Consider the following 25,604-nt stretch of genomic DNA (forward strand, 5'->3'; position numbering starts at 1 on the left):
GTGTAGAATCGCGCGTTCCCGCATGACCCGCCCCCCGCATCCCCCCTCCACCTCGTGGCCGCGCGCCTCCGGGCGGCCCCGCCGGGCGCTCGTGGCCCGCTTCACGCCGCCGCAACTTATCGCGCTGGTGTACCTCGTGGGCATCGCGCTGGGCACGGCGCTGCTGCACTTGCCGGGGGTGGTCGCACCGGGGGCGGAGTTGAACTTCGTGGACCGCCTGTTTACCGCCACGAGCGCGATCTGCATCACCGGGCTGGTGGTCGCCGACACGGGCGAGGCGTTTACCCGGCCCGGCCAACTGCTGATCCTGCTGCTCTCGCAGGTGGGCGGGCTGGGCATCCTGACTTTCGGGACGCTGTTCGCGTTCCTGACCGGGCGGCGGGTGAATTTCTCCGAGCGGCAGCACCTCGTGCAGCAGATCAACGCGCTGGACGTGGGCGGAGTCCTGCCCCTGATCCGCACCATCTTCCTGTACACCTTCGTGGCCGAGGCGGCGGGGGCCGCGCTGCTCGCCCTGCGCTTCGTGCCGCAGTTCGGGCTGGGGGAAGGGCTGTATCAGGCCGTGTTCCACTCGGTCAGCGCGTACAACAACGCGGGCTTCGTGGTGGTGCCGGGTGGGATGGGGCAGTACGCCGCCGATCCCCTCGTCAGCCTGACGGTCAGCAGCCTGATCGTGCTGGGCGGGCTGGGCTTTCTGGTACAGCTCAACGTGCTGGGGCACCTGCGCCAGCCCCGGCGCACCCGGCTGCTGACCTACTCCAAGATCACGCTGGTCACGACCGGGCTGCTGCTTCTGCTGGGGGCCGTGCTACTGCTCGCGCTGGAGTGGGGCAATGCCCGCACCTTCGGTCCGCTGGACACGGGGGGGAAACTGCTCGCCGCCTTCTTCCAGAGCGTGACGCCGCGCTCGGGCGGCTTCGCCACAGTGGACATCTCGGCCATGACGAGTGCCAGCCTCTTTCTGCTGATGGGGCTGATGTTTATCGGAGCCAACAGCGGCTCGACGGGGGGGGGCATCAAGACGAGTACCTTCGCCATTCTGGTGGGCAGCGCGTGGAACATGGTGCGGGGGCGGGGCGACCTGATCGTGTTCGGGCGGCGCATCCTGCCCGAGAACCTCGTCCGGGCCGCCACGGTGACCACCCTGTATACCCTGATGGTCGCCACCGCCTTTTTCGCGCTGCTGGCGACCAACCCGAACCTCGGCTTCACGCACCTGCTGTTCGAGACGGTGAGCGCGGCGGCGACGGTGGGCCTGTCCATGAACACCACCCCCCTCATCAACGATCCCGGCCTGATCATCCTGACCGTGCTGATGTACCTGGGACGCATCGGGCCGGTGACCTTCGCGGTGGCCTTCAGCCTGCGCAGCCAGCAGAGCCGGGCAATCAAGTACCCGCCCGAGCGCGACATCCTGGTGGGGTGAGCGCTCACCCGCTACCCTGTCTCCCAGCATGAGGCCGCACGCATGAAAACCAAACAATGCCTGGTGATCGGGCTGGGCCGCTTCGGGACCGCCGTGGCAACCACCCTCTACGAGATGGGGCACGAGGTGGTCGCCGTGGACCGCAGCGAGGAGAACGTGGAGCGGGTGATGAACCTCGTGACGCACGCGGCCGTCGTGGACGCCTCCGACGAGCGGGCGCTGCGGGCCATCGGGGTGGGCGACTTTGACGTGGTGGTCGTCGCCATCGGGACCGACGTGCAGGCCAACATCCTGGCGACCATGAATGCCAAGAGCCTGGGGGCGCCCTACGTGGTCACCAAGGCGGTGGACGAGATGGCCCGGCGGGTGCTGGAGCGCATCGGGGCGGACCTCGTCATCCGGCCTGAGCACGATATGGGCGTGCGGCTGGCCCGCCAGATCGCCACCCCCAACATCGTGGACACGCTGGACCTCGGGGGCGATTACGCCATCGTGGAAATTGAGGCCAACGAGCGGCTGCGTGGGCGGCTGCGCGACCTCAACCTGACCGGGCGCTTCGGCGTGCAGGTCATCGCGGTGAGTCGGGGCGGCAAGATCGAGGTGACCCCCCGCGCCGAGGACGAGCTGCGACCGCACGACAAACTGGTCGTGATCGGGACCGGGCACTCGCTGGACGAGTTGCGGCGCTATCTGGGGGACTGAGGGGCGCTCAGCCCTCTTCCGGCACCGCCCGCACGTTGGGGCACGTCAGGCCCCGGAGGGTCAGGGCCCCCACGATCTCGGTGGGAGGAAGGGCACCCTCCACCCGCGTCTCGCCGGTCAGGGGGATGGGCTGTCCGGTGGTCCGCAGCTCGCTCCTCACCCCGAGGCGCAGTGCCCGCTCCACGCAGGCCGCGTCTGCGGCGCTCAGGGTCAGGGTGGTGCGGCGAACGCCGTGGACGAGGACGACGGGAACGGGGGCAGGCGCGTAGCCCTCCAGCACCCGCACGGCCCGCGACTGACCCGCGAAGGCGCCCGCCAGCGCCGCGAGCAGGGGCAGCCCCGCCGCCAGTCCCCAGACCACGCCCGCCCGCGCCGAGCCGGGGCGTAGCAGGAGCGCGACCAGCGCCCCAGCGAGAGCAAGCGCGAGCAGCAGGTAGAGGGTGGGCAGCACAGTCAAGCGTCCCCCGCCAGCAGCGCCCGCGTCGCCCCCTCCAAGTCACCGCTTCCGGCGAGGCTGCTGCCCACCAGCACCGCGTCGGCCAGCCCGCGCACGCCCGCGAGGTCGGCGGCACTCCGGTAGCCACTCTCCGCGACGAGCAGGCCCATGAAGCCCGCCTCCCGCGCCCGGCGAATCAAGCGGGGGCTGACTGACAGGTCAATCTCCAGGGACCGCAGGTCACGGTTGTTCACGCCGATGATCTCGGCCCCAGTCGCCAGCGCGACCTCCAGTTCGGCCTCGTCGTGCACCTCGACCAGGGCGTCGAGGCCGACGTGGTGGGCGGCCCGCAAATACTCTCCCGTCGCCTCCCCCAGCACGCTCACCATCAGCAGCGCGGCCGAGGCGCCCCAGTCGGCGGCCTCGCGCAGCATGGCGGGGTGAACCACGAAGTCCTTGCGGAGTGCTGGAGCAGTGACAGACCCCACGACCTCGCGCAGCGCCTCCGGGCTGCCGCCGAAGTGCCTCGGCTCGGTCAGCACGCTGATGGCGGCGGCCCCGCCCGAGACGTAAGCGCGGGCGGCGTCAGCGGGGTCCAGCGGCGCGATGGCCCCCTGGCTGGGGCTGGCCCGCTTCACCTCTGCGATCAGGGCGAGGCCGGGGCGCGACAGGGCCGCGTGGAAGGCCCGCGCCCGCGTCCGCCCCGGCCCCAGCCGGGGGTCGGCCCCCTGGTAATCGGCCACCCGCTCGTGCACGATGCGGCCCAGGACGCCGGGAATGGAGGGGGACTCGGGCAGCGGCTGGGCGGTCATATGGGCGGGAGTATAGGGCGGTGGGGGGGCTTCCTCCCGCCGGGCGCCCCGTACCGGAAGACCCGTGTTAGCCTGAACCCCATATGAGCCTCGCCCCCGGCAACGGCCCCGTGCAGATCACGCAGGAGCAACTTCAGGCCCGCATTCAGGAACTCGGCGCCCGCATGCGGCAGGACTACGCGGGCAAGGACCCGCACCTGATCTGCGTGCTGAACGGCGCATTCATGTTCCACGCCGACCTCGTGCGGGCCATCGGCATGCCCTGCACCATCGATTTTCTCCAGGCCAGCTCCTACGGGGACGCCAAGCAGTCCAGCGGCGAGGTCAAGCTCGTCAAGGACCTGCAATTCCCGATCAGTGGGCGGCACGTCGTGCTGGTCGAGGACATCGTGGATACGGGCATCACCATGAACTACCTGCTGCACTACCTCCAGGGGCGCGGCCCGGCCAGCCTCAAGGTCGCGGCCCTGCTGAGCAAACCCAGTCGCCGCCGGGTCGAGGTGCCGGTGGAGTACCTGGGCTTTACCATCCCCGACGCCTTTGTCTACGGCTACGGCTTGGACCGCTCGCAGTTCGACCGCAACCTGCCCTTTATCACCAGCCAGGCCTGAGCCGTGCGCTGGGGATGGCCTGTGCTGCTGGTCGTCCCCGCGCTGCTGGCGGGAGTGGGCGTCTGGCAGGTGAGCGAGAGCCGCTGGCGGGGGCCGCTGTACTGCATCGAGGAACCGGGCCGGGTCTGGGGCGTCTCTCCCCTGCCCGCCGGGGCCGCCCCCGCCTGCCCGGAGAGCCGTTCCTACCGGGAGGAAGTGCGCTCGGGCTACGCGCGGGTCGAGCAGTACGTGCTGCCGGGCTGGCGCCCCCGCGTGCTCATTCCCGCCCTGGAGGCGGGCGGCTATGTCCCCCAGGGCGGGCCGGAAGGCCTCTACCGCGACGACGACGAATTCGCCGCGCTGCTGAACCGGGGCAGCGAGCAGATTCAGTACGTGGCCGAGCGGCTGCCGGGGCCGCAGACGCGGGTCACCCTGAGCGGGCGCTGAGGCTCAGGTTTCCCGCTCGTCGCGCACCAGGGCCACGTACAACGCCTCCACCTTTGCCCGTGCCCACGGCGTGCGGCGCAGAAATTTCAGGCAGGAGGACACCGACGGGTCGTTCTGAAAGCAGCGGACGGGCACCCGCCGGGCCAGTTCCTCCCAGCCGTAGTGCCCGGCGAGGCGCTCCACGACCTGCTGGAGGGTGACGCCGTGGAGGGGATCGGGCGAGGAATGGGTCATCCGGCCATGTTGTCACAGGGGGCGGGACCCCGTACCCCGGCCCCCCGACTGAATGCCTGTGACAACATGCGCGGGTGAATCCCCTGCTCCTGCGCTCCATGATCGTGACGGGCCTGCTGATTGCGGCCCTCAACGTGCTGTTCGCCGGATTTGAACACGGTTTCGGCAATCTGCCGCTGTGGTTCTGGCTCTCGCAACTGCTGCTGCTGCCCGCCATGCTGCTCCCCGCCCGCCTCTTCCCCGTCGCGGCGAGTACCCGGCCCTTCCTGCGCCGGGCGTCTATCTACGCGCTGGGGTGGCTGGCCCCTTACGGCGTGTTCAAGGTGACGGGCGACGCGCTGCGGCCCGACTTCAACCTCGACGCGTCCCTGATCGGCCTGATCCTGCTGTGCTGGATTTTCGGGCTGGTGTTCGCCACGCTGCGCAAGCCGATCTGAGACTTCAAGCAAAGGGCCGCCTACAGCGACGTGGGCGGCCCTCTTCATGGCAAGAGTCAGACGACGATGCGCCGGAAGGCCCCGTCCTCGCCCACGACGGGAAGCTGGCCGTACATCAGCTCCTGCTCGACGACGCGGGCGATGTCCTCGCCGAGCTGCTGGGCATCTCGCTCCTCGGTTTCCAGCGGCTGGGCGATCACGTCGAAGCCGCGCAGGGCGTTCACGTCCTGGTGACGCACCTCGACGCGCAGCTCGTCCCCGGCGACTTGCGGGGTGATCTGAATGCCCTCCGGATGCTCGTAGGTGAAGGCGGTGCGGAAGGCGGCGAGGGCTTTTTCGAGGTTCACAGGCGCAGTCATGCGGGCAGTCTGCCGCGCCACCGTGAGCGCCGACTGCTGTTCGCAACACACCCCTATGGGCGGGTGAAGGGGCGGTAAAGGCCCGGCGCCTATACTCGGCCCCACATGACCGCAACCCAGCCGCCCGTGCGTCCGCCCGCCGTCACTCCCGTGAGCCCGTGGGCGCTGTCGGCCTTCTGGTTCGGGACCGCCTTTCACTGGCTGCTGCTGCTGCTGATCCTGATGCCCGCCGACGTGGTGCGCTTCGTGGGCGAGGAGCAAAAAGGCAGCTATCTCGGTGCGCTGGTGGCGGTCGGGGCCGTGATCGGGCTGGTGCTGCCGCCCATCATCGGGGCCAGGAGCGACCGCAGCGGGCGGCGGCTGCCGTATATCCGGCTGGGGCTGGCGGTCAATCTGGCGGGGCTGGCGGTGATGGGCTTCGCGGCGACGGCCCTGGCGGGAGTGGGCGGCTTCTGGGTGTACGTGCTGGGGTTCATGCTGGTGCAGTTCGGCAACAACTACGCGACCGCCCCCTACAGCGCCCTGATTCCGCAACTCGTCGCGCCCCAGCAGCGTGGGCGTTACAGCGGCGTGATGGCGATGCTTCAGGCCTTCGGGCAACTGCTGGGCGCGGTCGCCGCCTTCGGGCTGGGGGCGCTGGGGCTGCCGTCGTGGGCGTCCTTCGCGCTGATCGCCCTGTTCCTGCTCGTCCCAGCGCTCGTGACCCTTCGGGGCGTGCCCGCGCACCTCGACCGGGTCGAGGGGGCGGAACAAGCCCCGAAGCTGAGCTGGGCGCAACTCTTCGCCTACGCGCCCTTCTTCTGGGTCTTCGTGACACGGGTGCTGTTCGCGCTGGGGCAGTACAGCGTGCAGCCCTTCCTCCAGTACTACAACGCGGACGTGCTGCGGCAACAGGACGCGGGGACGAGTACCTCCATCATGCTGGCGTGCATCATCGTGGGGAGCATCGCCTCGGCGCTCGTCGGCGGGCGGATGAGTGACCGGGTGGGCCGCAAACCGGTGATCTACGTGGCGGGCGGGCTGATGGCGGCGGCGGCGCTGCTGCTGCTCGTCGCGCCCGGCTTTCCGGCGGCGCTCGCGCTCGCAGTGGTCTTCGGGCTGGGCTTCGGGGCCTTTACCAGCGTGGACTGGGCGCTGGGCAGCGACGCGATGCCGAGTGCGGGCAGCTACGCCCGCGACATGGGCATCTGGCACGTGGCCTTTGTCGCGCCGCAGCTCTCCAGTGCCCCGCAGGGTGCGCTGCTGGACTGGGGCAACGCGCAGGGCGGCAACCTGGGCTACACGCTGGTGTTCGGCCTCGCCGCCCTCTTTTTCTTGGCAGGAGTGATCCTGGTGCGGAACGTGCCCGACCGGGTGCATGAGAGGGCCGCCTGAAGACAACCTTGAGACGGTACGGCTCCCCCTACAAAGCGGGGGGGACGCTGTGGCAGGGTTCGGACATGAGCCAAAGTAGCGACCACCCCACCCGCGAGGAAACCATCAAGGCGATGGCCGCCGTCATGAAGGGCGTCAAGTTCGCCATGCTGACGGTCGAGACCGAAGACGGCCACCTTCAGGCCCACCCCATGACCACCCAGCAGACCGAGTTCGACGGTGACGTGTGGTTTATCGGAGGCAAGGACACCCAGCAGGTGCAGAGCATGATGGTCCGGCCCAACGTGAACGTCAGCTACTCGGACCACGGCGGCGGCAACTACGTCAGCATCAGCGGCGTGGCGCAGCTCGTGGAGAACCGCGCCAAGCTCGAAGAACTGTGGAGTGACTTCTACAAGGCGTACTTCCCCGGCGGCATCGACGACCCCAGCGTGCAGCTCATCAAGATCGAGGCGCAGGGCGGCGAATACTGGGGCAGCGACGGCAAGCTCAAGAGCATGCTCCAGATGGCCCGCGCCGCCGTGACCGGCAAGCCCGCGACTGACCTGGGCACCAACGAAACCGTCGAGTTCTGAGCCCGGGATTCAAGCCCACGGAGAGAGGCGAGGGGGGATTCCCCGCCTCTCCTTTCTTTTTTCTTTGCTGCCTGCTTGCCCCCGCCCCTCAGTCCAGCTTCAGGTCGAAGGTCGGCACGGCGGGCTTGGGTTCCTCGGTGGGTTTGGTTTGTGTGGGGCCGTCCAGCACGAGGTCGTCTGCGGCGGCGGTCGCCGTCTCCGGGTCTGTCCTCTCCTCCACCTCATCCGGCCCGATGACGATGGTCTGGGCGGGCGGCTCGACCGACCCGGCTTCAGGTTCAGGCACCTGCGGGGGCACGGGGCTGGCTTCCGGCGCCTCCAGAGCGGCAGAAGGGACCGTGCCGTCCCCCACCGTGTCTGGCCCGAGTTCGGTGGGCTGGGAGGGTGCCTCGACCGTGAGCGGTTCGGGGGACTCGGTCGCCTGCGCCTCGCCGGAGGAAGGGTCAGGCACCTCCTCCACTGCGTCCACGGCGGGCGGCGTGCCGACCTCCGGTTCGGCCTGGAGAGCGCGGGCGTGGGCGTGGAAAGTCAGTGACGTGGCGGGCTGAACCGTGACCTGCATGGCCGGGGCCGCCAGGGGGCGGGGGGCGGCCGGGGCCGGAGTGGCGACGGGCGCCCCCTGGGCCGCGCGGCGGGCAGCGATCAGAACCGCGTCGACCTCGTCGGCACTCAGCAGCCCTTTGGCTTGCAGGGTGCTCAGAATCGCCAGCGAGAGCTTGCGGACGTATTCCACCTCGGTGGCGGAGGGGGCGGGCGGGGGGACTTGCGCGTCGGGCCGCGTCATGGGGGCACCCTAGCGCGTCCGGGCGGGGCGTGACGAGGGGGCAGGCGGGGGCAGAGGCGGAGACTGTGGGGTCGGCGTCAGCTGTGGGCAGCAGGCTGCTCTAGAGTGAGCGGGCATCCGCAGGCGACATGAATATGGCCGCGAGGCAGCTTCGCTGGGCGGTGGTATCGTGTGGCCTGTCTGCAACGGCGCGGCGCGGCTTCTCCTCTGTAGGAAGTGGGAAGCACGCGGACCGCCGGGCACGCCGCGGCCCCCGCCCTGCCAGAAGGAATGCAGGGAAGGCACCAAGGAAGAGGAGGACTGAGGGAATGTACCGAGGAAGAGAAGGGCAGTGGGCGTGGCTGCTTCACCGCCTGTCGGGGCTGGCGATTCTGGCTTACTTCCTGCTGCACGTGGTCAGCATCAGCCTGATTATGTTCGGCGAGGACGTGTATATGGCGGTGCACCACCTGTACGACCTGTGGCCGTTCCGGGTGGGGCTGATTCTGGTGACGGCCGGGGTGGTCTACCACGCCCTGAATGGCCTGCGCATCATGGTGATGGACTTTACCGGCCGGGGCGTGGCCTACCAGCGCCAGATGTGGTACGGCGTCATGGCCCTGACGCTGATGGCGACTGCCTACACCACCTGGGTGAACATCCCGCGCATCCTGGGGGGCTACTGATGATTCGCGCACGCACCTTCACCGACGCCCGGCAGCAGTCGCACTCCAACGCCGAGCTGAACTGGTGGATCTTCATGCGCATCAGCGGCCTGATTCTGGTCTTTCTGGTGCTGGGGCACATCTACATGACCTTCATCCAGGTCAGCGAGTCCGACGCCACCTACACGGCGGTCGTCGCCAAGCTGCAAAACCCGGCCTGGAAGTTCTACGACTGGACCATCCTGGCCCTGACCATGCTGCACGGGGTCAACGGGGCGCGGTATTCCATCGAGGACTACGTGCGCTCGCGGCCCAACCGGGCGTGGGTCAAGACCATCTTCTACACGATCAGCGCGGTGATCTTTACGCTGGGCACCGTCGGGCTGTTCTCGATCTAAGGCTTAAAGGACGGAACCAATGCACCATCGTTTCGACGTACTGGTGGTGGGGGCGGGCGGCGCAGGACTGATGGCCGCCCTCTACGCCGCCAAGGGAGGCGCCTCGGTCGCCTGCATCACCAAGCTGTACCCCACCCGCTCGCACACCGGGGCCGCGCAGGGGGGCATCGGCGCGGCGCTGGGCAACGTGCAAGAAGACCACTGGGAATGGCACATGTTCGACACCATCAAGGGGGGCGACTACCTGACCGATCAGGACGCCGCCGAGGTGTTCGCCAAGGACATCATTGACGCGGTGTACGAACTCGAGCACATGGGCCTGCCCTTCTCGCGCACGCCGGAAGGCAAGATCGCCCAGCGCAAGTTCGGCGGCCACACCCGTGACTTCGGCAAGGCGGCGGTCGAGCGAAGCTGCTACGCGCAGGACCGCACCGGGCACATGATCCTCCAGACGCTGTTTCAGCAGAACGTCAAGGAAGGCACCACCTTCTACAACGAGTTCCATGTCACCGACCTGATTATCGAGGAGGGGCGCTGCCGGGGCGTCGTGGCCTACCACTACGCGACCGGGGAGATCCACACCTTCCACGCCAAGGCCGTGATCCTGGCGGCGGGCGGGTACGGGCGCATCTTCAAAATCACGTCCAACGCGCTGACGCTGACGGGCGACCTGATGAGCATCTACTACCGCAAGGGCCTGCCGCTGGAGGACATGGAGTTCTACCAGTTCCACCCGACCGGCCTCGCCAAGCTGGGCATCCTGGTCACCGAAGGCATTCGCGGCGAGGGCGGCATCCTGCGCAACGCGGACGGCGAGCGCTTCATGGAGCGCTACGCGCCCACCATCAAGGACCTCGCGCCGCGCGACATTGTCTCGCGCTCGATCATCACCGAGATCCGCGAGGGCCGGGGCGTCGGCGCGGACAAGGACGCCGTGCATATCGACCTGACGCACCTTCCGCGTGAGGTGATTGAGGGCAAGCTCGCGGAGATCACCGACCTGGCGCGGACCTATCTGGGGCAGGACCCGGTCAAGGACCTCGTGGCGATTCAGCCGACCGCGCACTACGCGATGGGCGGCATCCCGACCGACATCAACGGGCTGTGCCTCAGTGACGGCGCGGGCGGCAGCATCGAGGGGCTGTACGCGGCGGGCGAGCAGGCCTGCGTGTCGCTGCACGGGGCCAACCGCCTGGGCACCAACAGCCTCGGGGACCTGATCGTGTTCGGGCGCCGGGCCGGGACCGCCGCCGCGCAGTACGCCCGGCAGGTCGAGTACGCGGACATGCCCGCCGACCCCGAGCGCGAGAGCGTGGCGACGCTGGAAGCCCTGCGTGCGGCGAGCGGCAAGGAGAACGCCGCCGTGATCCGGCGCGAGCTGCAAGAGTCGATGATGAACAACGTCGGCATCTTCCGCAACGGCCCCGACATGGCGCGGCAGGTCGAGATCATCAAGGACCTCAAGGACCGCTACCGCCACGTCAGCGTGTCGGACCCCGGCCGCCGTTACAACAGTGAGCTGATCGAGGCGATGGAACTCGGCTTTATGCTCGACTGCGCCGAGGCCATGACCGCCAGTGCGCTCAACCGCACCGAGTCGCGCGGCGCCCACGACCGCGAGGACTACCACGAGCGCGACGACGTCAACTGGCTCAAGCACACCATGGCCTACAAGGATTTGAACAAGCCCGGCGAGGTGCTGATCGGCTACAAGGACGTGGCCCTCAAGGGGTACACCCACGCCTTCGAGCCTAAAGCCCGCGTGTACTAACCGGGGTGGGGGGAGGGAAGGCACCCGGCCTCCTCCCTCCCCCACTCCTGAGGAACAGAAATGGCAGAACAGCACATTCCCCTCGATACCCACACCACGCCCCCCATGCGCGTGAATGTCAAGATTCTGCGCTTCAACCCGGAAACCGACAAAAAGCCCCACTGGGAAACCTACCCGGTAGAGGCGCAGGCCAGCGACCGCGTGCTGGACGTGCTGAACTACGTCAAGTGGTACGTCGAGCCCACGCTCACCTTCCGGCGCTCGTGCGGGCACGGCATCTGCGGCAGCGACGCGATGATGATCGCGGGCCGCAACCGCCTGGCCTGCAAGGTGCTGCTGCGCGACGTGGTCAAAGACGGCGGCACCCTGACGGTCGAGCCCATTCGCGGACTGAAGGTCGAGAAGGACCTGCTGGTCGACATGGACCCCTTTTTCGACTCGTACCGGGCAATCATGCCCTACTTCATCAACGAGTCGCCGCCCCCCGCCGGGGAGCGCATCCAGTCGCCCGCTCAGGCCGACCGGATGCAGCACTCCAGCAACTGCATCCTGTGCGCGTGCTGCACGACCTCCTGCCCGATTTTCTGGGTGAACGGCTCGTACCTCGGCCCGGCGGCCATCGTGCAGGCGCACCGCTTTATCTTTGACAGCCGCGACGAGGCCACCAACCAGCGCCTGAACATCATGAACCAGAACACGGGCGTCTGGCGCTGCCGCACCGCTTACAACTGCACCGAGGCCTGCCCCCGCGACATCCCGATCACCACGATCATCGAGGAAGTCAAGCGGGCGGTGATGTACCAGCAGTCGTAAGGAGAGCGGCCAGCCGCCAGCAAAAAGAAGCAGAGGCCTCACGGCTTCTGCTTTTTCGTGTTCTGGCTGGCGGCTGGTCGCTCAAAACTGCATCACGTACCGCACCCCGGCCTCGTCCCGGCACTCCCCAAAGCCGCGCTCCCGCTCATCCACGGTCAGGGTGCAGGTCAGGGTTCGGGGCGAGGGGCCAGCGGTGCGGGCGATCAGGCTGCCTGCGCGGAGGGTGCCCTGGGGCTGCGGGGCGGGGCCGAGGCGGGCGCCCCAGCCGAAGGTCGAGCCGCCCGTGCCCGCCGTGCCGCCCACCGCCACGCTCAGGGCGAGGGGCGCGGTGGCAAGGGTTCCGTCCAGCACGGCCGCGCGGCCCGTGTAGGTCTGCCCGCCGATGTTCAGGACCACGTTGTCGGCCCCCGTCGCAGGTGAGCCGGGGCGCAGGCTGCCCGCCGCGAAAGTGACGGTGCCCTCCTGCCCGGTCGCAGCATTGACGACGCGGCCCGGCGGCACCGCCGTGAATGCGGGCGCACACGAGGCCAGCAGCGCGGCGAGGGCCACGGCAGTGAATTGTTTCATGGCCCCAGCGTAGTCCGGCACGGCGCAGGCTTGGTGACGCCCGCCACACCGCCGAACCCGCACCGGGAGTGCAGGGCCTACAGCTCGGCGAACTCGTGGACGAAGCGGGCCTGCGCGTCCGTCTCGATGGCCCCCTCGCGGGCCTCGCGCACGCGGGTGATGGCCTGCTCCGGCGGCATTCCCGCGCGGACCAGCAGGCAAGCGGCGACCAGCCCCGCCCGGCCCAGTCCGCCCCGGCAGTGCAGGACGACAGCGCGGCCGTCCAGCAGATGTTCCATCAGTTCATCGAGAAAGGAGTTGAACGTGTCGAGGTCACGCGGCACGTCCACGTCGCGGATGGGGCAGCCCACCAGCGTCAGCCCGCGTTCCGCGACTCGCTCGTGGTAGTCAGGGATGCCCAGCAGCCCAAACTCGTGGTCTTCCAGCAGCGGCGCGATGACGGTGGTCCCCTCCTGCGCGAGCCGGGTCAGATCGGCGTCCAGATCGCGCTCGTGGGTCACGCCAGGTTGGTAGAGGCTCTCGCCCTTCTTGCCGGGAGCGATGGTCAGGCCCAGACGTCCCGGCCACAGCCCGGTGTCCACCCAGTCCACCCGTAGGGGGGAAGTGGCGCTGGTCATGCGCCCCCCTCCTCGCGCAACCACCGGGCCGCGTCCAGCGCGTGATAGGTGATGATCGCGTCGGCCCCGGCGCGGCGCATCCCGGTCAGGGTCTCCAGCACGGTGCGGCGCTCGTCCATGTACCCGGCCTGGGCCGCCGCCTTGATCAGCGAATACTCGCCGCTGACGTTGTAGGCGACCAGCGGCAGGTCGAAGTTCTCGCGCAGCGCCCGCAGCATGTCGAGGTAGGCCAGCGCGGGTTTGACCATCAGGAAGTCGGCGCCCTGTTCGGCGTCCAGCCGGGCCTCGCGCAGGGCCTCGCGCTCGCCGCCCGCCGGGTCCATCTGATACGACGCCCGGTTGCCCACGCTGGGGGCGCTGCCCGCCGCGTCGCGGAAGGGGCCGTAATAAGCGCTGGCGTATTTGACGGCGTAGGCCATGACGGGCACGTGCTCGAAGCCCGCCGCGTCCAGGGCAGAGCGAATCGCGCCGACCTGTCCGTCCATCATCGCGCTGGGGGCCACCACGTCGGCCCCGGCGCGGGCCTGCGAGACGGCGGTGCGGGCGAGCAGCTCCAGCGCGGCGTCGTTGTCCACGGTCCAGTCACCTTCCCCCGTCTGGCACAGCGGCCCGCAGTGGCCGTGGTCGGTGTACTCGCACAGGCAGGTATCGGCAATGACGGTCACGCCCGGCACCTCCGCCTTGATCGCCGCCGCTGCCCGCTGAATGACGCCGCCCTCGGCGTAGGCCCCGCTGCCCTGGGGGTCTTTCTGGGAGGGAATGCCGAACAGGATCACGCTGAGGATGCCCAGGCTCAGGGCTTCCCGCGCCTGGGTGACCGCCCCCGCGACCGGGTGGCGGCTCACGCCGGGCATGGTGGCGATGGGGGTCTCGCCCTCTTCCTCGTGGACAAAGATGGGGTGGATGAAGTGGTGGGGCGCGAGACTGACCTCGCGGGTCAGGGCACGCAGGCCAGCGCTGCGGCGCAGGCGACGAGGACGCTCCAGCATGGGAGGCAGGCTAGCGCAGCGGGAATGCGCGGAATGGAACGCGGGTCAGCCCATCAGACGACGAAGGCCCGTACTCCCCGCGCCAGACACGCCCGCAGCAGGTTCTGCCGGGTGCGGGCGACAACCTCCGGGTCGGGGTGGGCGACCGCAATCACTACGCGCGAGCGGCCTGCCGCGTCCTGACCGCGCTCCAGGCTTAGACAGGCACCGCCCGGCATGTCCAGCAGCGCAGTGAGGGTGGCCTCGTCGGGCGGTTGAGGCAGAGTGACGTACTCGCGGTCCTCTCCCCCACCGGGCATCAGGCGTGGCCGAGGCGCTCGGCGGCCTCCCACGCGGCGGCTTCGCCCCAGACGTGGGCGGCGACCGCAAGGGCCGCGTGCAGGGCAGGCAGGCCAGAGGGGGTCGTCGTGAGGAGGCCGTCGGTCACCACCTCGCCGGGGCGCACGTCGGCGGGCGCGTGGCCCCAGAGCGTGTCCGCGAGGTCGGCGGGGCCGCCCACCACCCGGCCCGCCAGGGTGCCCGCCGCGCCGGGGAGCAGCAGGCCGCTGCCACTTGCCCCGGTCGGCAACGCCGCGTGCCCGGCGAGAAACTCGCGCAGCAGGGGGTCGCGGGCCGCCTTCGCCGCGCCGGGACCGCCGGGAATCAGCAGGGCGGCGGGTTCGGGCAGGGCGGCGTACAGGACATGGGGCGTGCTCACCAAGCCCCCGGCGGTCACGATGCTCGCCCGCGAACGGCTCACCGTGCGTGCCTGACCCTCACCCCCGCACAGGCGGCAGACAGCGACCATCATGCCGAGTTCCAGTTCACTGACTCCGGCGTAGACGGGAATGGCGACGACGGGGCCTTCGGTGGCAGGAACTTCGGTCATGGCCGTAGCCGCTCCACCCGGTAGCCCCGGCGGGCGTGGGGAGGGCCGACCTCGCCCTGCCTCAGCAACAGGTCGGCGGCCTCGGCGGACAGGCGCTCCACCCGCAAGAGGTAATCGCGCAGCGTCTCGGGCGCGTCAAAACGGCGGGGGTGAGGGTCGCCCTCCACGCGCAGGTCCAGCCAGTCAGGGGCGCGGCGCTCGGCAGTCATAGCTCGCGCAGGTCCTCCCACAGTTGCCAGCCCACGCCGGGGGGCGTGGCGTCCAGCAGCGGGTTCAGGGCGTGGCTGGCGGCCTCGGCGTGGGCGTGCATGGTGTCGGCGTCCGGCTTTTCGTCGTACAGGCGCAACACGGTGAACTGGTAGAAGGTCTGGGAAGCGGTCGGCTCGCCGTTCTCGAAAAAGGCGAAGGGCGGCTGCACCGCGTCCCACAGCGCGTGCGCGTCGTCGAGGTCGTGGGTCAGGAACTGTTCGAGGTCCACGTCCAGACTCTCGGGATGCCACAGGTAGCCTTGCAACAGGCGCACGGCGGCGCGGCCCCCGGCCGGAGCGCTGGACTCTTCGGGAGAGGTCATCAGGGGGCAGCATACCCGCTGGCTTCGCCGTCCGTCCGCGATGAGGCGGTCTCCAGCAGCACCAGCGCGTCGCACACCCGCCACGGCCCCGGCTCCCAGCCGGGATGCAGCGCCCGCAGCACGGCCTCCGGCTGGGGGTGCCGCTCCTCCAGCGCCCGCCCCGCCTCGCGCCACACGCCGGGGCGAAAGGGGGCCAGGGCGGGGTCGGCGGCGAGTGCCCCGCGCAGCCAGCGCAGGGTGGGGAGGCCGTCAGTGATGGTCGCGCGGGCCTCCAGCGCCAGCAGGCCCGCCGTCAGGCCGGGGTCGGCATCGGGGGGGCCGGGCAGCCCGGTCTGCACCCGGCGCAGCAGGGCGTGGGCACGGTTGATGTGCCCCAGGGCCTCCTCCTCCCGCCCCGCCCGCAGCAGCGCCTCGGCGTGGAGGGCGTGGGCCTGCGCCCCCGCGTAGGGGTGGTCGGTCAGGTCCAGCGCCCGCCCGGTGAACTCCAGCGCCTGCCGGGGGTCAGGGTCGGCCAGAGCGCGGCTGAGCCACTGGTCGAAGCGCAGCACCTCCTCCCGGTCGCCGGGAGCGGCGGGCGCCGCGAGGAGGTGGTCCAGCAGGGCGCGGGCGTGGGCGAGGTCGGGGTGGTCGGCCGTCGGCCCGGCGAAAGGCTGGAGGTAGGGCAGCCCGGCCCCCCGCGTCAGGTAGGCCAGCGCGACCCGGTAGTCGGTGCGGCGGGTGCGGTAGGCGGCCTCCGGGCGGCGCGGGCCGGGGCGGGCGAGCAGGCGGCGGGCCTCGGCGGCGAGCGCGAGCGCCTCGTCCGGGCGGGCCAGCGCGAGCAGGAGGGGCACCCCCTCGCTAAGCAGACGGGCACGGGGCACCGCGTCGCCGTCCCAGGTGCCGTCCCCGAGGAGGGCCAGCGCCGAGCGCCAGCGTTCCAGACCCTCGGCGGGGCGGCCCAGTCGCCGCAGGGCAGTCGCGGCGCGGGCCAGGGCGCGGGCCTGCTCCTCGGCGCTGCCTCCGGCCGCCTCCAGCCGTCCGGCCGCCTCGGTCAGGGCGTCCAGCGCCCCGTGCGGCTGGCCGAGGCGCAACCTGAGATCGCCCTCCTGGTAGCGGGCGCGGGCCGAGAGCAGCGGGCTGGACTCGGGCACCCCGCGCAGGCCGCGCAGCGCCGCCTCCCAGTCGCCCCGGTCCTTGGCGACGAGGCCGCGCCACAGCTCTGCCCGCGCCCCCCCCGCCGCCGTGCGCGGGTCGGTGACGGCGCGGGTGGCCGCCGTCAGGTCGCCGCGCCAGCGGGCCAGGGCCGCCTCCACGAGCAGCGCGTCCGCCTGCGCCGCCGCCTGCCAGGGGTCGGGGGGTCCGGCGAGGGCCGCGCACAGGTCGGGGTGGTTCAAGCCCGCCTTGGCCGCCTCGAAGTTGCCCGCGTCCACGCTGCTCTCGGCGAGCTTGACCCGCGCCCAGGCCCGCACCGCCGCCCGCCCGGACTCCAGCAGGGTGAAGAGGGCGTCGCGTGCCCCCGGATCGTCATACTCGCCGCGCCCGGCGTGGTGGGCGGCGACCGCGCGGGCCAGCGCTTCCCTCACCTCGCCCGCCGCCCCCCGGCGCACGCGCGGCCACAGGGGGGGAAGGTGCCGCGCCTCGTCGGGATGGGCCGCGAGCCAGCGGGCGAGAGCCTCCCACTTGCCCAGCCCCGCGAAGGCGGCCAGCCGCGCCGCAGCGAGGGCCGGGTGGGGCGGTGCGGCGGTCAGGCGGCGGCGGGCCGCGTCCCGCTCGGCGGTGGGCACCCCGGCGAGGGCGGCGGCGAGGGCCGGGGCCGGGGTCCACCCCTGCGGGTGTGGGTGCAGCAGGGCGCGGGCGTGGGGGGGCAGGGCCGCCACCTCCACCCCCAGCGCCGCCCCGAGAGGCTCGGGGCACAGGGTCCTGCCCTCCAGCGCCGATACCGCCGCCGCCAGCCGCCGCACGTCGGGGTCGGAAAGGAGGCGGGCGGGGGGGGCCGCCGGGTCCGGGTCCCCCCCCGCCGCCAGCAGCGCGAGGCGGTCGAGGTGCCGCCCCGTCTCGCGCACGAGGGCGTCGGCCCGTTCGCGGGACACCCCCAGCCGCGCCATCAGGTACGCCCGCGCCTCGGCGAGGGTGGGGGGCCGCAGGTCGATGACCTCGGCCACGCCGGACGGCAGCCCCGCCGCGTCCTCCAGCGCGAGCAGCACCGCCACGCCGGGGGGCGCGGGGCGCAGGAGGTGCTCGGCCGCCCACGCCGCCGGGGTGAGGGGACCGTCGGGCGAGCGGGGCGACTCTCCCCCGAAGCGCACGTCCGCCGTCACCCGGACGAGCAGCACGCCCGGCGCGGGGGGCAGGGCGCGGCGGGCCGCCTCCGCCTGCGCCGCCGCCTGCCCCGCCCACGAGGTGCCCGCCGGAACCAGACCCAGCACGTCGGCCACCTCCCCCTCCAGCCCCAGCCGCCGCACACTCAGCCCCGGCACCTCCCCCAGCGCCCACTCCAGGTGGTCGAGCAGCACGGTCTTGCCCGCGCCCGGCCGTCCGGTCACGATCAGCCGGGGCGAGCGCCCGGCCCGCACCCCGGCCAGAAACTGCTTGTAGGCGCGTTTCTTGGCGCGGCCCAGCAGTTCAAGTTCGGGGGACAGCGGCGCGGGCGGGGCCGGGTCAGGGGGGGCGGCCTCCAACGGACGGCCCGCCTCCCGCGCGAGGTCGGCCAGGATGCCGCGCAGCAGCGCCTTGTCGCGGGGGGTGCCCACGTCGCGGTAGACGATGTTGCGCAGCGCCGCCGGATTGCCGCCCCGCTCGCGCAGTTCGGCCTCCAGCCAGCGCAGGCTGCCGCGCAGGCCCCGGCCCGGCTCGTGGCGGGGCGGCAGGTGCAGGCGCAAGTCGGCCAGGGTCGCCTTCCAGTCCACGGTGAGCCGAGCCTAGCACCCCCCCCGGTTTCTGACGGGCGCGTCAGACAGACAGCGCGGGGGGCTGTGTATACTCGGTCCAGTTTTCCCACAGTTCAGACCCCAGGAGGAACACCCATGTCCCAGAAGTTTGCCGTGCCTGCCCTGCTGACCCTCGCCCTTGCCGCTGCCGGAAGCGCCTCGGCGCAGTCGCTCGCCGCCGCCGAGTCCCTGTACGACCAGGGCAAGTGGCAGGAGGCCGCGACCGCCGCCGCCGCCCTGAAGACGAGCGCGGGCTACGCCCTGGCCGCCGAAGCCACCACCGCCGGTGCAGGCCTGAGCGCCGAGAGTGCCAAGAAGGGCCTCTTCCAGAAGGCGCAGGATTACGCCCGTCAGGCGATCAATGCCGACAAGAACAATCCCGACGCCTACTTCGAACTTGCTCGCGCCCAGGGCCGTCTGGCGCAGTACAGCGGCATCCTGAACAGCCTGGGGCTGGCGGGCGACATGAAGAAGAACCTCGACACCGCCATCAAGCTCAAGCCCAACATGGCCTCGGCCTACGTGGCGCTGGGGCTGTGGCACGCCAACCTCGTCTCCAAGGGCACCGTGGCGACCCTGGCGACGGGCGCCAAGCGCAACCAGATCAACCCCAACTTCGAAAAGGCCATCGCGCTGGAACCCAACGCGGCCGTGCACCGCATCGAGTACGCCAACGCCCTGCTGCTTCAGGGCAACAAGGCGGGCGCCCGCACCCAACTGGAAAAGGCGGTCAGCCTGCCCGCCGACACCTTCTGGGAGAAGCGCGATCTGGAGCAGGCACGCAAGACCCTGGCCGGGCTGTAAAGCTCCGCATCACCCGACAGGCCCCAGCCTCGGCTGGGGCTTTTTGCTGCCCTTCAGCGCCCCAGCAGCGCCACCGCCCCCGGCAGCACCTCCACCCGCACCCCGGTCGCCCGGCCCACCACATCGCCGTCGAGGTGCAGCCAAGTCGGTTGCGCCCAGGTCAGCTCGGCCACCCGGCCCGCGCGGTGATGGACGCCGGGGTCGCCCAGGTGACGGCCCGGTAGCACCAGCGCCATCAGCCGCAGCACCTGCCGCCGCCCCAACGGACCGCTGACGACCACATTGAGGAGGCCGTCGCGTGGGTCAGACTGGGGGCTGATGTGAAAGCCGCCCCCGTAGCGGGTGCCATTCATCGCGGCGGCGAGGATGCTGGGGCCTGCATAGAGACGTTCGCCGTCCACGTCGGCCGTGACGGGCGTGAGGGTCAGGTGGCGCAGGGTGGTCAGGGCGGCCCAGGCGTAGCGCCCCAGCCCCGGCAGCCACGCGGGAGCCTCCGGCAGCCGGGCGGTGAGCTGCGCGTCGAAGCCCATGCCCAGGCCGTTGAGGAGCAGCCGCGTCTCGCCCGCGCCGCCCTCCCCCTGCACGGTCACCCGCAGGGCGTCCACCGGGCGGGGTGCCCCCGCGATCCGCGAGAGGGCCGCCCGGAAGTCGCCCGGCTTGAGGCCCAGCATCCCCGCGAAGTCGTTCCCGGTCCCCAGCGGAATGACCCCCAGGGGCCGCCCGGTCCCCACCAGCGCGGGCAGCAGCGCCCCCACCGTTCCGTCCCCGCCGACCGCCAGCACCGCCACGCCGGGCGGGAGGGCCTGCACCCGCGCCAGCGCCGCCGGACCGCTCGCCTCCTGAATGACCTCGTAGTCCAGCGCCCGCACCCGTAACTCGGCCTCCAGCCGGGGCCAGGTGCGCCCCGCCAGGCCACGCCCGGCGGTGGGGTTGAGAACGACGGCGTAGGACCGCCCGGAAAGGGAAGACGGGGAAAGTGCCTGAGTCACGCTGCCCCCAGCATAGGGCGCGGTGACACCGTTCTAACAAAGGGGCAACGGGGGCTCACCCGCCGGACGCGGGCACCGCCGATGCTGCGGCATGAGCCAGAAGAACCCTGACCTCCGCGTCCCCAAACAGGTGCAGGACAATGCCGCGCTGGGCCTGCGCCTGCGCGACGAACACGGCTACGGCGGCACCGAGGTCGGTGAACACATGGCTGAGAAGCTCGCAGCGGGAGGCGACCTCTCCCCGGAGGAGGTACGGCACGTCGCCCAGTACTTCCCCCGCCACGCGCACGACAACCTGGAGCAGACTGGCGAGGACGGCGGCAAGCCCTCACGCGGCTATATCGCCTGGCTGCTGTGGGGCGGCGACGAGGGCCGCGCCTGGAGCGAGCAGGTCAGCGCCCAGCTTGACGAGGCCGAGGAGAACTGACCGTCCCTACGCCCAGTTCTCCGGCCTCTCTCCCAGCCCGAAGTGCCACGCCACCGCCGCCGCGATCCGCCGCGCCGCGTGCCCGTCCCCATAAGGATTGCGGGCCGAGCGCATCCGGGCGAGTTCGGCCTCGTCCGAGAGCAGGCGGCCCAGCACCGCGCGGAGGTTCTGCGGGTCGTTTCCGGCCAGGGTCAGCACGCCCGCCTCCAGCCCCTCGGGGCGCTCGGTGACGTTGCGCAGGACGGCCACTGGGACGCCGAGCGCCGCCCCCTCCTCCTGAAGGCCCCCGGAGTCGGTCGCCAGCAGCGCCGAGGCCGCCATCAGCGGGGCCATCTGCGCGTAATCCAGGGGGTCGGTGAGTTCAAAGTTGGGCAGTCCCTGTAAGGCCGGGCGCACCGCCTCCTGCACCGCCGGGTTGAGGTGGACCGGGTAGACAAAGTGCGTGTCCGGATGGGCGCGGGCCACGTCCGCGAGGGCCTCGGCCATCTCACGCATCATGGGCAGGTTCTCGCGGCGGTGCATGGTGACGGTCACCAGCCGCCCGCCCGCGTCCAATTTCGCCTGCCACTCGGGGCGCAGCGGCACTCGCCCGGCGACCTCACGCACCGCGTCCACGGCGGTCTGTCCGGTCACGAAGAGGCCCAGTTCGCCCTTGCCCTCCCGGCGCAGGTTCTCAGCGCTGCCGGGCGTCGGCGCGAAATCCAGGTCGCTGAGCACCCCGGTCAGGCGGCGGTTGGCCTCCTCCGGAAAGGGCTCACGCATACTCCCGCTGCGTAGCCCCGCCTCCACGTGCGCCACCGGAATCCCCTCGTAAAAGGCGCTGAGCGCCACGCAAAAGGACGTGGTCGTGTCCCCGTGGACCAGCACCATGTCGGCCTCCATCTCGCGCAGCTTGCGCCCCGCCTGCGGCACGATGCGCCCGGTCAGGTCGGCCAGCGTCTGGCGGTCGGTCATGACCTGGAGGTCCTCGTCGGGCGTCAGGCCGAAGACGGCCAATGCCTCGTCGAGCATCTGCCGCTGCTGCCCGGTCGAGAGGATCAGCGGCGTCAGGCCCGGCTGCGCCCCGATGGCCGAGTGCACCGGGGCCATCTTGGTGGCTTCCGGGCGGGTGCCGAAGGCGAGGACGATGCGTTTGGGGGCGGGGTCGGTCATGGAAGCTCCAGGGGTCAGGACAGCGCCCCGGCGGGGGCGGGGCGAAGAGAGGAACGTCAGCGGTGGTCGCCTTGTGGTGCGGGAGGAACAGGCGGCACCGTTTCGCGCCCGTGCGCCCGCACCCGGCGGTGCGCGACGAACCACAGGCACAGGGCGCAAGCAGCCACGGTTCCCGCGATGGCGGCGAGGGGCACCCCCTGCGCCAGCATCCCGATGACCCCGCACCACAGGGCGACGATCCACAGGATCACGGCGGTGCGCCGGGCGCTGGAGGTCCGCGCCAGCACCCGGTGGTGGATGTGGGTCTTGTCCGGGTGCCCCAGCGGATTGCGGATGCCACGCGCCAGCCGCCCGATCACCACCTGCGTGGTGTCGAGGATGGGCAGCGCCATCACCAGCAGCGGCACCAGCAGGCTGGCCCCCGCGCTGAACTTCAGGGTCCCCAGCAGGCTCACGGCGGCCAGGGTGTAGCCGAACAGGTACGCCCCCGCGTCCCCCATGATGATGCGGCTGGGGTTGAAATTGTGCCGCAGGTAGCCCAGCGCGGCCCCCGCCAGCCCCGCGAGCAGCACGACCGCCGCCGCCCGGTCGGGAAACTGCGCCGCCGTGACCAGCAGCACCATGCTCGTCACGAAGCCCACGCCGCCCACCACCCCATCCACCCCGTCCATCAGGTTGACGGCGTTGGTCAGGCCGACCACCCACAGGATGGTCAGCGCCACGCTGAGCGGCCCGTTCACCGCGTCCGGCAGCACCGGCAGGAAGGGAATCGCGTTGAAGTCGAGCGTCAGCCCGTTGACGACCAGCAGCACGGCCGCCAGCGCCTGCACGATCAGCCGGAACAGGGGCGAGAGGCCGAACTGGTCGTCGATAAAGCCGGTCAGCACCAGCACCGAGGCGCCCAAGAGGATCGCCAGCACCTGAATGTTGACCTGCTCGATCACGATGGGCCGCAGCGCCCACGCCACGACCACGCTGACCAGAAAGCCCGCGAAGATCGCCAGCCCGCCCGCGTTGGGCAGCGGCTCCTTGTTCAGCCGCCGCTCGTTGGGTTGGTCCGCCCAACCCACCTTGATGGCGAACTCGCGCACGCGCGGGATAAACCGCCAGGTGAACAGCCACGCGGTCAGAAAGGTGAGCAGCACGCTCAGAAAGCCGCGCCCGGTGATGTTGGCGATGCCGAGGCTGGCGGCGAGGTCCCTCAAGGAATCCATAAGCTGACGGGATTGTAAGGGTCAGGCATGAGGAAGGCGACCGACGAAAGGTGCAGCCTCTTTCCCGCCCCGCCTACTTCGTGCCGTAGATGCGGTCGCCCGCGTCGCCCAGGCCCGGCACGATGTAACCGTGGTCGTTGAGGCGCTCGTCGACGGCGGCGACCACGATCTCCACGTCGGGGTGGTCGCGCTCAATGACGGCCACGCCCTCGGGGGCGGCGAGGATGCACATCAGCTTGATGCTCTGGGCACCGGCCTCCTTGAGCGCCGTGATCGCCGCGCTCGCGCTGCCGCCCGTGGCGAGCATGGGGTCGGTCAGGAAGACGCGGCGTTCGGCGATGTCGGCGGGCAGTTTGTTGTAGTAGGCGACGGGTTGCAGCGTCCCGGGGTCGCGGTACATCCCGATATGCCCCACCTTGGCGGCGGGCACGAGGTTCACGATGGCGTCCGTCATGATCAGCCCGGCCCGCAGGATGGCGACGAGCGCGAGCTTCTTCCCGCTGAGCATCGGGAACTCGCCTTCCTCAAGGGGGGTCTGGAGGCGGGTGGGCGTCACTTCCAGGTCGCGCATCGCCTCATAGGCGAGCAACATGGACACCTCGGCGGCGAGTTCGCGGAACTCCTTGACCCCGGTGTGTACGTCGCGCATCAGGGAGAGTTTGTGCTGAATGAGGGGGTGGGTGACGGCCGTGAGCATGGCCCCACGATACCCGTCCGGCGGTGGGTGCCCCAGTCCTACCCCGGCAGCCGCGCCAGCACATGCCGCGCCAGCCGCTCCTTGACGGGCCGCTGGCGGTCGAACTCATAGGGTTCGTTCATCAGGAACCAGTACAGGTCGTGCAGGTAGGTGTGCGCGAGGTACGCCCGCAGTCGGGTCAGGGTGGCGGGGGCACGGTCGGGGAGGAAGGTCAGCGCCGCGCCCAAACTCTCATCCGGCGGCAGCAGGTCGAGGGTGCCCGTCTTGAGGAGGGCGAGGTCACGCAGGGGGTCGTCCCATCCCGCCTTCGTCCAGTCGATGACGAGGACCTCGCGGCTGGCCCCGTCCGCTTCCCCCGGCGGCGTGATCAGGCCCGGCTCAATCAGAATATTGTCGTGCCACAGGTCGAGGTGGCAAAACGCGGCGGGTTGGTCTAGCAATCCGCGCTCCAGCGGCTCCTCGACCGCGTCGAACAGGTCGTCGAGGGGATAAGCCGCCAGTGCCGAGCGGAAGCGCCGCAGCCGCTCACGCACCCGGCGCAGGTCCACCGTCCCGAGGTGGTCCTGGTGCAGCGCCCCCAGAATCTCGCGCAATCTTGGCAGCGCGGCGGGAACGTCGGCGGCGGTCAGGGGCCGACCCGGAAAGCGGCGCAGGATCAGGGCCTCCACCCCGTCGGCCTCGACCGCGTCCACGACCCAGGCCCCCAGGTCGGCGCGGCGCATATTCCCGGCCTCCAGGCGGTGTTCGCCGCGCTGGGTGCGGTACACCTTGACGACCACGTCGCCGCCCGCCGCCGCGTAGACCCGGCTCTGCATCCCCGCGTCCATCGGGGTCAGGGGACCGAAGCGGGCTTCCAGCACGGGGAAACGGTGGGATGGCAGGCCGCCCGAGGTCACGCGGGCATCATAGCGGGGCCGCGCCGGGCCGGGCGGGACCGGTCAGGCTTCCGCGCCCGCCGGGGCGGGGGGCAAGCTGGCGAGCAGCTCCACAAGCTGAGGATCGAGGACCGTCCCTGCCTGCGCCTGCACCGCGGCGAGGTTCCCGTCCGCGTGGGCCGAGGCGTTCGCCACCGCGAGGAGGCGGGCATACAGGGGAATCTCCTCGCCGGAAAGGCCGTCGGGCTCGCCCTGACCGTCCCAGCGTTCGTGGTGGTGCCGGATGGCCCGCTGCGCTTCGGCGAAGTGGGACACGCTGTGAAGGAAGTTGGCCCCCATCTGCGCGTGCCCCGGCTCACCGTGAATCTTGCCGAGGTCGTGCAACAGCGCGGCGTACCACAGCTCCTCACGCTCGCGCGGCGAGAGGCCCGCTGCCTCGCCCAGACGCACGGCGAGGTCGGCGACCGCCTCCCCGTGCCCCAGGGCGTCGAACTCCAGGCTTTCCACGGCCTCGACAACGGCCGAGGCGATCTGCCGGGCCGTCTGCCGCCACTCGCGGCGGCTTTCCATCACGGCGACGAGGGGCGCGACCGACGCTGCCCACGCGGTCACCGCCGACTGCGCGGCCGGGCTGAGGGACGTGCCCGCCGGACAGTCCAGCACCAGCGCCCCCAGCGTGCGCCCGTGGTCGGTCAGCGGCACCACGAAGGTCAGCGGCGCCTGCCGCGCCCCCGCCGCCTCCAGCCGGGCGAGCGCTTCGGGGGGATTGGCCGCGTAGAGATCACGGCCCTGGAGAAGCTGAGGACGACCACCCGCCGTCACCCACGGGCCTTCCAGCGTGGTGCCGGCAAGCGTGCGGGGGTAACCGTGGACCGCCACCACAGGAGCAGCCCCACGGCCCAGCACCGCGTAACCCTTGGCCTCACTGCCCAGCAGCGCGGCGGCGTGGGCCAGCGCCCCGTCCAGCACACTGGCCGCACTGGGCCGTGCGAGCAGGCGGGCCAGCAGCGCGGTCGCGTCGGCCGGGGCGCTGCCGGAAGCCGGGGAGAGGGTGACAGGAGCAGCCTCGGACCCGGAGGGAGGCTGCGGCGGACGGGGGCGCCTGAACACGTTGCGGCGAGTATAC

Annotated in this window: 31 protein-coding genes and 1 pseudogene; 13 read left to right on the top strand and 19 right to left on the bottom strand. The window is 71.1% G+C overall.

Going from position 1 to position 25,604, the window contains the following annotated elements; genetic code table 11:
• Nucleotides 1-22: 22 nt before the first annotated feature.
• Together F8S09_RS04960 and F8S09_RS04965 are read left to right on the top strand one after the other, a co-directional pair.
• Nucleotides 23-1,426, top strand: coding sequence for a TrkH family potassium uptake protein (locus F8S09_RS04960; protein ID WP_152869405.1), 1,404 nt, complete (start codon nucleotides 23-25; stop codon nucleotides 1,424-1,426).
• Nucleotides 1,427-1,465: 39 nt separating this feature from the next.
• Nucleotides 1,466-2,128 (top strand): annotated as a pseudogene (locus tag F8S09_RS04965) (potassium channel family protein); the annotation flags it as partial.
• Between the two features lie 7 nt (nucleotides 2,129-2,135).
• Here F8S09_RS04965 and F8S09_RS04970 read toward each other — a convergent pair.
• Nucleotides 2,136-2,579, bottom strand: a complete 444-nt coding sequence (locus F8S09_RS04970) for a hypothetical protein (RefSeq protein ID WP_322618587.1) — start codon at nucleotides 2,577-2,579, stop codon at nucleotides 2,136-2,138.
• A gap of 2 nt (nucleotides 2,580-2,581) precedes the next feature.
• Nucleotides 2,582-3,376 carry an indole-3-glycerol phosphate synthase TrpC gene (gene trpC / locus F8S09_RS04975; protein ID WP_152869410.1) on the bottom strand — a complete coding sequence of 265 codons (795 nt, stop codon included), beginning with the start codon at nucleotides 3,374-3,376 and terminating at the stop codon, nucleotides 2,582-2,584.
• A gap of 83 nt (nucleotides 3,377-3,459) precedes the next feature.
• Between trpC and hpt the strand changes: the two genes are divergently transcribed.
• The gene (gene hpt / locus F8S09_RS04980) at nucleotides 3,460-3,987 is read left to right on the top strand and encodes a hypoxanthine phosphoribosyltransferase (protein WP_152869412.1); all 528 of its coding nucleotides are present in this window, start codon (nucleotides 3,460-3,462) and stop codon (nucleotides 3,985-3,987) included.
• 21 nt (nucleotides 3,988-4,008) lie between these two features.
• Complete coding sequence (locus F8S09_RS04985; RefSeq protein ID WP_322618538.1) at nucleotides 4,009-4,413, top strand: hypothetical protein; 405 nt, start codon at nucleotides 4,009-4,011, stop codon at nucleotides 4,411-4,413.
• A 3-nt stretch (nucleotides 4,414-4,416) separates the two neighbouring features.
• Here the strand turns inward: F8S09_RS04985 and F8S09_RS04990 are convergent, their stop codons facing one another.
• A complete protein-coding gene (locus F8S09_RS04990) occupies nucleotides 4,417-4,647 on the bottom strand; it encodes a VF530 family protein (RefSeq protein ID WP_152869414.1) in 231 nt (76 codons plus the stop codon).
• A 74-nt stretch (nucleotides 4,648-4,721) separates the two neighbouring features.
• On the opposite strand from F8S09_RS04990, the gene F8S09_RS04995 reads away from it, so the two are divergent.
• On the top strand, nucleotides 4,722-5,084 hold the full coding sequence (locus tag F8S09_RS04995) for a hypothetical protein (protein ID WP_253580185.1): 363 nt from the start codon (nucleotides 4,722-4,724) through the stop codon (nucleotides 5,082-5,084).
• Nucleotides 5,085-5,140: 56 nt separating this feature from the next.
• Here F8S09_RS04995 and F8S09_RS05000 read toward each other — a convergent pair whose 3' ends face one another.
• Nucleotides 5,141-5,443, bottom strand: a complete 303-nt coding sequence (locus F8S09_RS05000; protein WP_152869416.1) for a hypothetical protein — start codon at nucleotides 5,441-5,443, stop codon at nucleotides 5,141-5,143.
• A 105-nt stretch (nucleotides 5,444-5,548) separates the two neighbouring features.
• Between F8S09_RS05000 and F8S09_RS05005 the strand changes: the two genes are divergently transcribed.
• Nucleotides 5,549-6,817: an MFS transporter gene (locus F8S09_RS05005; RefSeq protein ID WP_152869418.1), complete on the top strand. Its 1,269-nt coding sequence runs from the start codon at nucleotides 5,549-5,551 to the stop codon at nucleotides 6,815-6,817.
• Nucleotides 6,818-6,882: 65 nt separating this feature from the next.
• Nucleotides 6,883-7,392, top strand: coding sequence for a pyridoxamine 5'-phosphate oxidase family protein (locus tag F8S09_RS05010; protein ID WP_152869420.1), 510 nt, complete (start codon nucleotides 6,883-6,885; stop codon nucleotides 7,390-7,392).
• A gap of 88 nt (nucleotides 7,393-7,480) precedes the next feature.
• On the opposite strand, the gene F8S09_RS05015 is transcribed toward F8S09_RS05010, so the two are convergent.
• On the bottom strand, nucleotides 7,481-8,176 hold the full coding sequence (locus F8S09_RS05015) for a hypothetical protein (RefSeq protein WP_152869422.1): 696 nt from the start codon (nucleotides 8,174-8,176) through the stop codon (nucleotides 7,481-7,483).
• Nucleotides 8,177-8,484: 308 nt separating this feature from the next.
• Here F8S09_RS05015 and sdhC point away from each other — a divergent pair, with 308 nt between their 5' ends.
• From sdhC to F8S09_RS05035, 4 genes are read left to right on the top strand one after another with little or no spacing between them, the layout of a single operon-like run.
• Entirely contained in the window at nucleotides 8,485-8,841 is a 357-nt protein-coding gene (sdhC, locus tag F8S09_RS05020; protein WP_152869424.1) for a succinate dehydrogenase, cytochrome b556 subunit, read from the top strand.
• Nucleotides 8,841-9,218 carry a succinate dehydrogenase hydrophobic membrane anchor subunit gene (locus tag F8S09_RS05025; RefSeq protein ID WP_152869426.1) on the top strand — a complete coding sequence of 126 codons (378 nt, stop codon included), beginning with the start codon at nucleotides 8,841-8,843 and terminating at the stop codon, nucleotides 9,216-9,218. Before sdhC ends, F8S09_RS05025 begins: the two co-directional genes overlap by 1 nt.
• Nucleotides 9,219-9,237: 19 nt before the next feature.
• Complete coding sequence (sdhA, locus tag F8S09_RS05030) at nucleotides 9,238-10,989, top strand: succinate dehydrogenase flavoprotein subunit (RefSeq protein WP_152869429.1); 1,752 nt, start codon at nucleotides 9,238-9,240, stop codon at nucleotides 10,987-10,989.
• 60 nt (nucleotides 10,990-11,049) lie between these two features.
• Nucleotides 11,050-11,802 carry a succinate dehydrogenase iron-sulfur subunit gene (locus tag F8S09_RS05035; RefSeq protein WP_152869431.1) on the top strand — a complete coding sequence of 251 codons (753 nt, stop codon included), beginning with the start codon at nucleotides 11,050-11,052 and terminating at the stop codon, nucleotides 11,800-11,802.
• 81 nt (nucleotides 11,803-11,883) lie between these two features.
• Here the strand turns inward: F8S09_RS05035 and F8S09_RS05040 are convergent, their stop codons facing one another.
• The 8 genes from F8S09_RS05040 to F8S09_RS05075 all read right to left on the bottom strand — a co-directional run bounded on the left by F8S09_RS05040 (nucleotide 11,884) and on the right by F8S09_RS05075 (nucleotide 18,299).
• Complete coding sequence (locus tag F8S09_RS05040) at nucleotides 11,884-12,369, bottom strand: hypothetical protein (RefSeq protein ID WP_152869432.1); 486 nt, start codon at nucleotides 12,367-12,369, stop codon at nucleotides 11,884-11,886.
• Nucleotides 12,370-12,446: 77 nt separating this feature from the next.
• Nucleotides 12,447-12,986 (bottom strand): cyclin-dependent kinase inhibitor 3 family protein, encoded by a 540-nt coding sequence (locus tag F8S09_RS05045; protein WP_152869434.1) that lies wholly within the window; start codon nucleotides 12,984-12,986, stop codon nucleotides 12,447-12,449.
• Nucleotides 12,983-13,975, bottom strand: a complete 993-nt coding sequence (gene hemB / locus F8S09_RS05050; RefSeq protein ID WP_152869436.1) for a porphobilinogen synthase — start codon at nucleotides 13,973-13,975, stop codon at nucleotides 12,983-12,985. Before hemB ends, F8S09_RS05045 begins: the two co-directional genes overlap by 4 nt.
• Nucleotides 13,976-14,028: 53 nt before the next feature.
• Nucleotides 14,029-14,274, bottom strand: coding sequence for a hypothetical protein (locus tag F8S09_RS05055; RefSeq protein WP_152869438.1), 246 nt, complete (start codon nucleotides 14,272-14,274; stop codon nucleotides 14,029-14,031).
• Nucleotides 14,274-14,843, bottom strand: a complete 570-nt coding sequence (locus F8S09_RS05060; RefSeq protein WP_152869440.1) for a type 1 glutamine amidotransferase family protein — start codon at nucleotides 14,841-14,843, stop codon at nucleotides 14,274-14,276. Before F8S09_RS05060 ends, F8S09_RS05055 begins: the two co-directional genes overlap by 1 nt.
• A complete protein-coding gene (locus F8S09_RS05065) occupies nucleotides 14,840-15,052 on the bottom strand; it encodes a hypothetical protein (protein WP_152869442.1) in 213 nt (70 codons plus the stop codon). The genes F8S09_RS05060 and F8S09_RS05065 overlap by 4 nt, the downstream gene beginning before the upstream one ends.
• On the bottom strand, nucleotides 15,049-15,414 hold the full coding sequence (locus tag F8S09_RS05070; protein ID WP_152869444.1) for a DUF3208 domain-containing protein: 366 nt from the start codon (nucleotides 15,412-15,414) through the stop codon (nucleotides 15,049-15,051). Before F8S09_RS05070 ends, F8S09_RS05065 begins: the two co-directional genes overlap by 4 nt.
• Nucleotides 15,414-18,299: a hypothetical protein gene (locus F8S09_RS05075; RefSeq protein ID WP_322618539.1), complete on the bottom strand. Its 2,886-nt coding sequence runs from the start codon at nucleotides 18,297-18,299 to the stop codon at nucleotides 15,414-15,416. The genes F8S09_RS05070 and F8S09_RS05075 overlap by 1 nt, the downstream gene beginning before the upstream one ends.
• A gap of 117 nt (nucleotides 18,300-18,416) precedes the next feature.
• Here F8S09_RS05075 and F8S09_RS05080 point away from each other — a divergent pair, with 117 nt between their 5' ends.
• Entirely contained in the window at nucleotides 18,417-19,124 is a 708-nt protein-coding gene (locus tag F8S09_RS05080; RefSeq protein ID WP_152869446.1) for a hypothetical protein, read from the top strand.
• Nucleotides 19,125-19,177: 53 nt separating this feature from the next.
• Here F8S09_RS05080 and F8S09_RS05085 read toward each other — a convergent pair whose 3' ends face one another.
• On the bottom strand, nucleotides 19,178-20,113 hold the full coding sequence (locus F8S09_RS05085; RefSeq protein WP_322618540.1) for a diacylglycerol/lipid kinase family protein: 936 nt from the start codon (nucleotides 20,111-20,113) through the stop codon (nucleotides 19,178-19,180).
• Between the two features lie 91 nt (nucleotides 20,114-20,204).
• Here F8S09_RS05085 and F8S09_RS05090 point away from each other — a divergent pair, with 91 nt between their 5' ends.
• A complete protein-coding gene (locus tag F8S09_RS05090) occupies nucleotides 20,205-20,540 on the top strand; it encodes a DNA-binding protein (protein WP_152869448.1) in 336 nt (111 codons plus the stop codon).
• Between the two features lie 6 nt (nucleotides 20,541-20,546).
• Here the strand turns inward: F8S09_RS05090 and wecB are convergent, their stop codons facing one another.
• From wecB to F8S09_RS05115, 5 genes are all read right to left on the bottom strand, one after another.
• Nucleotides 20,547-21,692, bottom strand: coding sequence for a non-hydrolyzing UDP-N-acetylglucosamine 2-epimerase (wecB, locus tag F8S09_RS05095; RefSeq protein WP_152869449.1), 1,146 nt, complete (start codon nucleotides 21,690-21,692; stop codon nucleotides 20,547-20,549).
• Nucleotides 21,693-21,748: 56 nt separating this feature from the next.
• Nucleotides 21,749-22,906, bottom strand: a complete 1,158-nt coding sequence (locus tag F8S09_RS05100) for an MraY family glycosyltransferase (protein ID WP_152869451.1) — start codon at nucleotides 22,904-22,906, stop codon at nucleotides 21,749-21,751.
• A gap of 73 nt (nucleotides 22,907-22,979) precedes the next feature.
• Entirely contained in the window at nucleotides 22,980-23,603 is a 624-nt protein-coding gene (gene upp, locus F8S09_RS05105) for a uracil phosphoribosyltransferase (protein ID WP_152869453.1), read from the bottom strand.
• Nucleotides 23,604-23,641: 38 nt separating this feature from the next.
• Nucleotides 23,642-24,499: a phosphotransferase family protein gene (locus F8S09_RS05110; protein WP_322618541.1), complete on the bottom strand. Its 858-nt coding sequence runs from the start codon at nucleotides 24,497-24,499 to the stop codon at nucleotides 23,642-23,644.
• Nucleotides 24,500-24,541: 42 nt separating this feature from the next.
• On the bottom strand, nucleotides 24,542-25,588 hold the full coding sequence (locus F8S09_RS05115) for an HD-GYP domain-containing protein (protein ID WP_322618542.1): 1,047 nt from the start codon (nucleotides 25,586-25,588) through the stop codon (nucleotides 24,542-24,544).
• Between the last annotated feature and the right edge of the window lie 16 nt (nucleotides 25,589-25,604).

Origin of the sequence: Deinococcus terrestris (assembly GCF_009377345.1) — a bacterium.
GTDB classification, from domain to species: Bacteria; Deinococcota; Deinococci; order Deinococcales; family Deinococcaceae; genus Deinococcus; species Deinococcus terrestris.

What these genes read in the sequence shown, in the direction of transcription:
- trpC (WP_152869410.1), bottom strand. Translation starts at nt 3,376, where the DNA reads ATGACCGCCCAGCCGCTGCCCGAGTCCCCCTCCATTCCCGGCGTCCTG.
- F8S09_RS05090 (WP_152869448.1), top strand. Translation starts at nt 20,205, where the DNA reads ATGAGCCAGAAGAACCCTGACCTCCGCGTCCCCAAACAGGTGCAGGAC.
- F8S09_RS05000 (WP_152869416.1), bottom strand. Translation starts at nt 5,443, where the DNA reads ATGACTGCGCCTGTGAACCTCGAAAAAGCCCTCGCCGCCTTCCGCACC.
- F8S09_RS05070 (WP_152869444.1), bottom strand. Translation starts at nt 15,414, where the DNA reads ATGACCTCTCCCGAAGAGTCCAGCGCTCCGGCCGGGGGCCGCGCCGCC.
- upp (WP_152869453.1), bottom strand. Translation starts at nt 23,603, where the DNA reads ATGCTCACGGCCGTCACCCACCCCCTCATTCAGCACAAACTCTCCCTG.
- sdhA (WP_152869429.1), top strand. Translation starts at nt 9,238, where the DNA reads ATGCACCATCGTTTCGACGTACTGGTGGTGGGGGCGGGCGGCGCAGGA.
- F8S09_RS05080 (WP_152869446.1), top strand. Translation starts at nt 18,417, where the DNA reads ATGTCCCAGAAGTTTGCCGTGCCTGCCCTGCTGACCCTCGCCCTTGCC.
- F8S09_RS05005 (WP_152869418.1), top strand. Translation starts at nt 5,549, where the DNA reads ATGACCGCAACCCAGCCGCCCGTGCGTCCGCCCGCCGTCACTCCCGTG.
- F8S09_RS05015 (WP_152869422.1), bottom strand. Translation starts at nt 8,176, where the DNA reads ATGACGCGGCCCGACGCGCAAGTCCCCCCGCCCGCCCCCTCCGCCACC.
- F8S09_RS04990 (WP_152869414.1), bottom strand. Translation starts at nt 4,647, where the DNA reads ATGACCCATTCCTCGCCCGATCCCCTCCACGGCGTCACCCTCCAGCAG.
- F8S09_RS05100 (WP_152869451.1), bottom strand. Translation starts at nt 22,906, where the DNA reads ATGGATTCCTTGAGGGACCTCGCCGCCAGCCTCGGCATCGCCAACATC.
- wecB (WP_152869449.1), bottom strand. Translation starts at nt 21,692, where the DNA reads ATGACCGACCCCGCCCCCAAACGCATCGTCCTCGCCTTCGGCACCCGC.
- F8S09_RS05035 (WP_152869431.1), top strand. Translation starts at nt 11,050, where the DNA reads ATGGCAGAACAGCACATTCCCCTCGATACCCACACCACGCCCCCCATG.
- F8S09_RS05045 (WP_152869434.1), bottom strand. Translation starts at nt 12,986, where the DNA reads ATGACCAGCGCCACTTCCCCCCTACGGGTGGACTGGGTGGACACCGGG.
- F8S09_RS05010 (WP_152869420.1), top strand. Translation starts at nt 6,883, where the DNA reads ATGAGCCAAAGTAGCGACCACCCCACCCGCGAGGAAACCATCAAGGCG.
- F8S09_RS05055 (WP_152869438.1), bottom strand. Translation starts at nt 14,274, where the DNA reads ATGCCCGGTGGGGGAGAGGACCGCGAGTACGTCACTCTGCCTCAACCG.
- hemB (WP_152869436.1), bottom strand. Translation starts at nt 13,975, where the DNA reads ATGCTGGAGCGTCCTCGTCGCCTGCGCCGCAGCGCTGGCCTGCGTGCC.
- F8S09_RS05065 (WP_152869442.1), bottom strand. Translation starts at nt 15,052, where the DNA reads ATGACTGCCGAGCGCCGCGCCCCTGACTGGCTGGACCTGCGCGTGGAG.
- F8S09_RS05025 (WP_152869426.1), top strand. Translation starts at nt 8,841, where the DNA reads ATGATTCGCGCACGCACCTTCACCGACGCCCGGCAGCAGTCGCACTCC.
- sdhC (WP_152869424.1), top strand. Translation starts at nt 8,485, where the DNA reads ATGTACCGAGGAAGAGAAGGGCAGTGGGCGTGGCTGCTTCACCGCCTG.
- F8S09_RS05060 (WP_152869440.1), bottom strand. Translation starts at nt 14,843, where the DNA reads ATGACCGAAGTTCCTGCCACCGAAGGCCCCGTCGTCGCCATTCCCGTC.
- hpt (WP_152869412.1), top strand. Translation starts at nt 3,460, where the DNA reads ATGAGCCTCGCCCCCGGCAACGGCCCCGTGCAGATCACGCAGGAGCAA.
- F8S09_RS04960 (WP_152869405.1), top strand. Translation starts at nt 23, where the DNA reads ATGACCCGCCCCCCGCATCCCCCCTCCACCTCGTGGCCGCGCGCCTCC.
- F8S09_RS05040 (WP_152869432.1), bottom strand. Translation starts at nt 12,369, where the DNA reads ATGAAACAATTCACTGCCGTGGCCCTCGCCGCGCTGCTGGCCTCGTGT.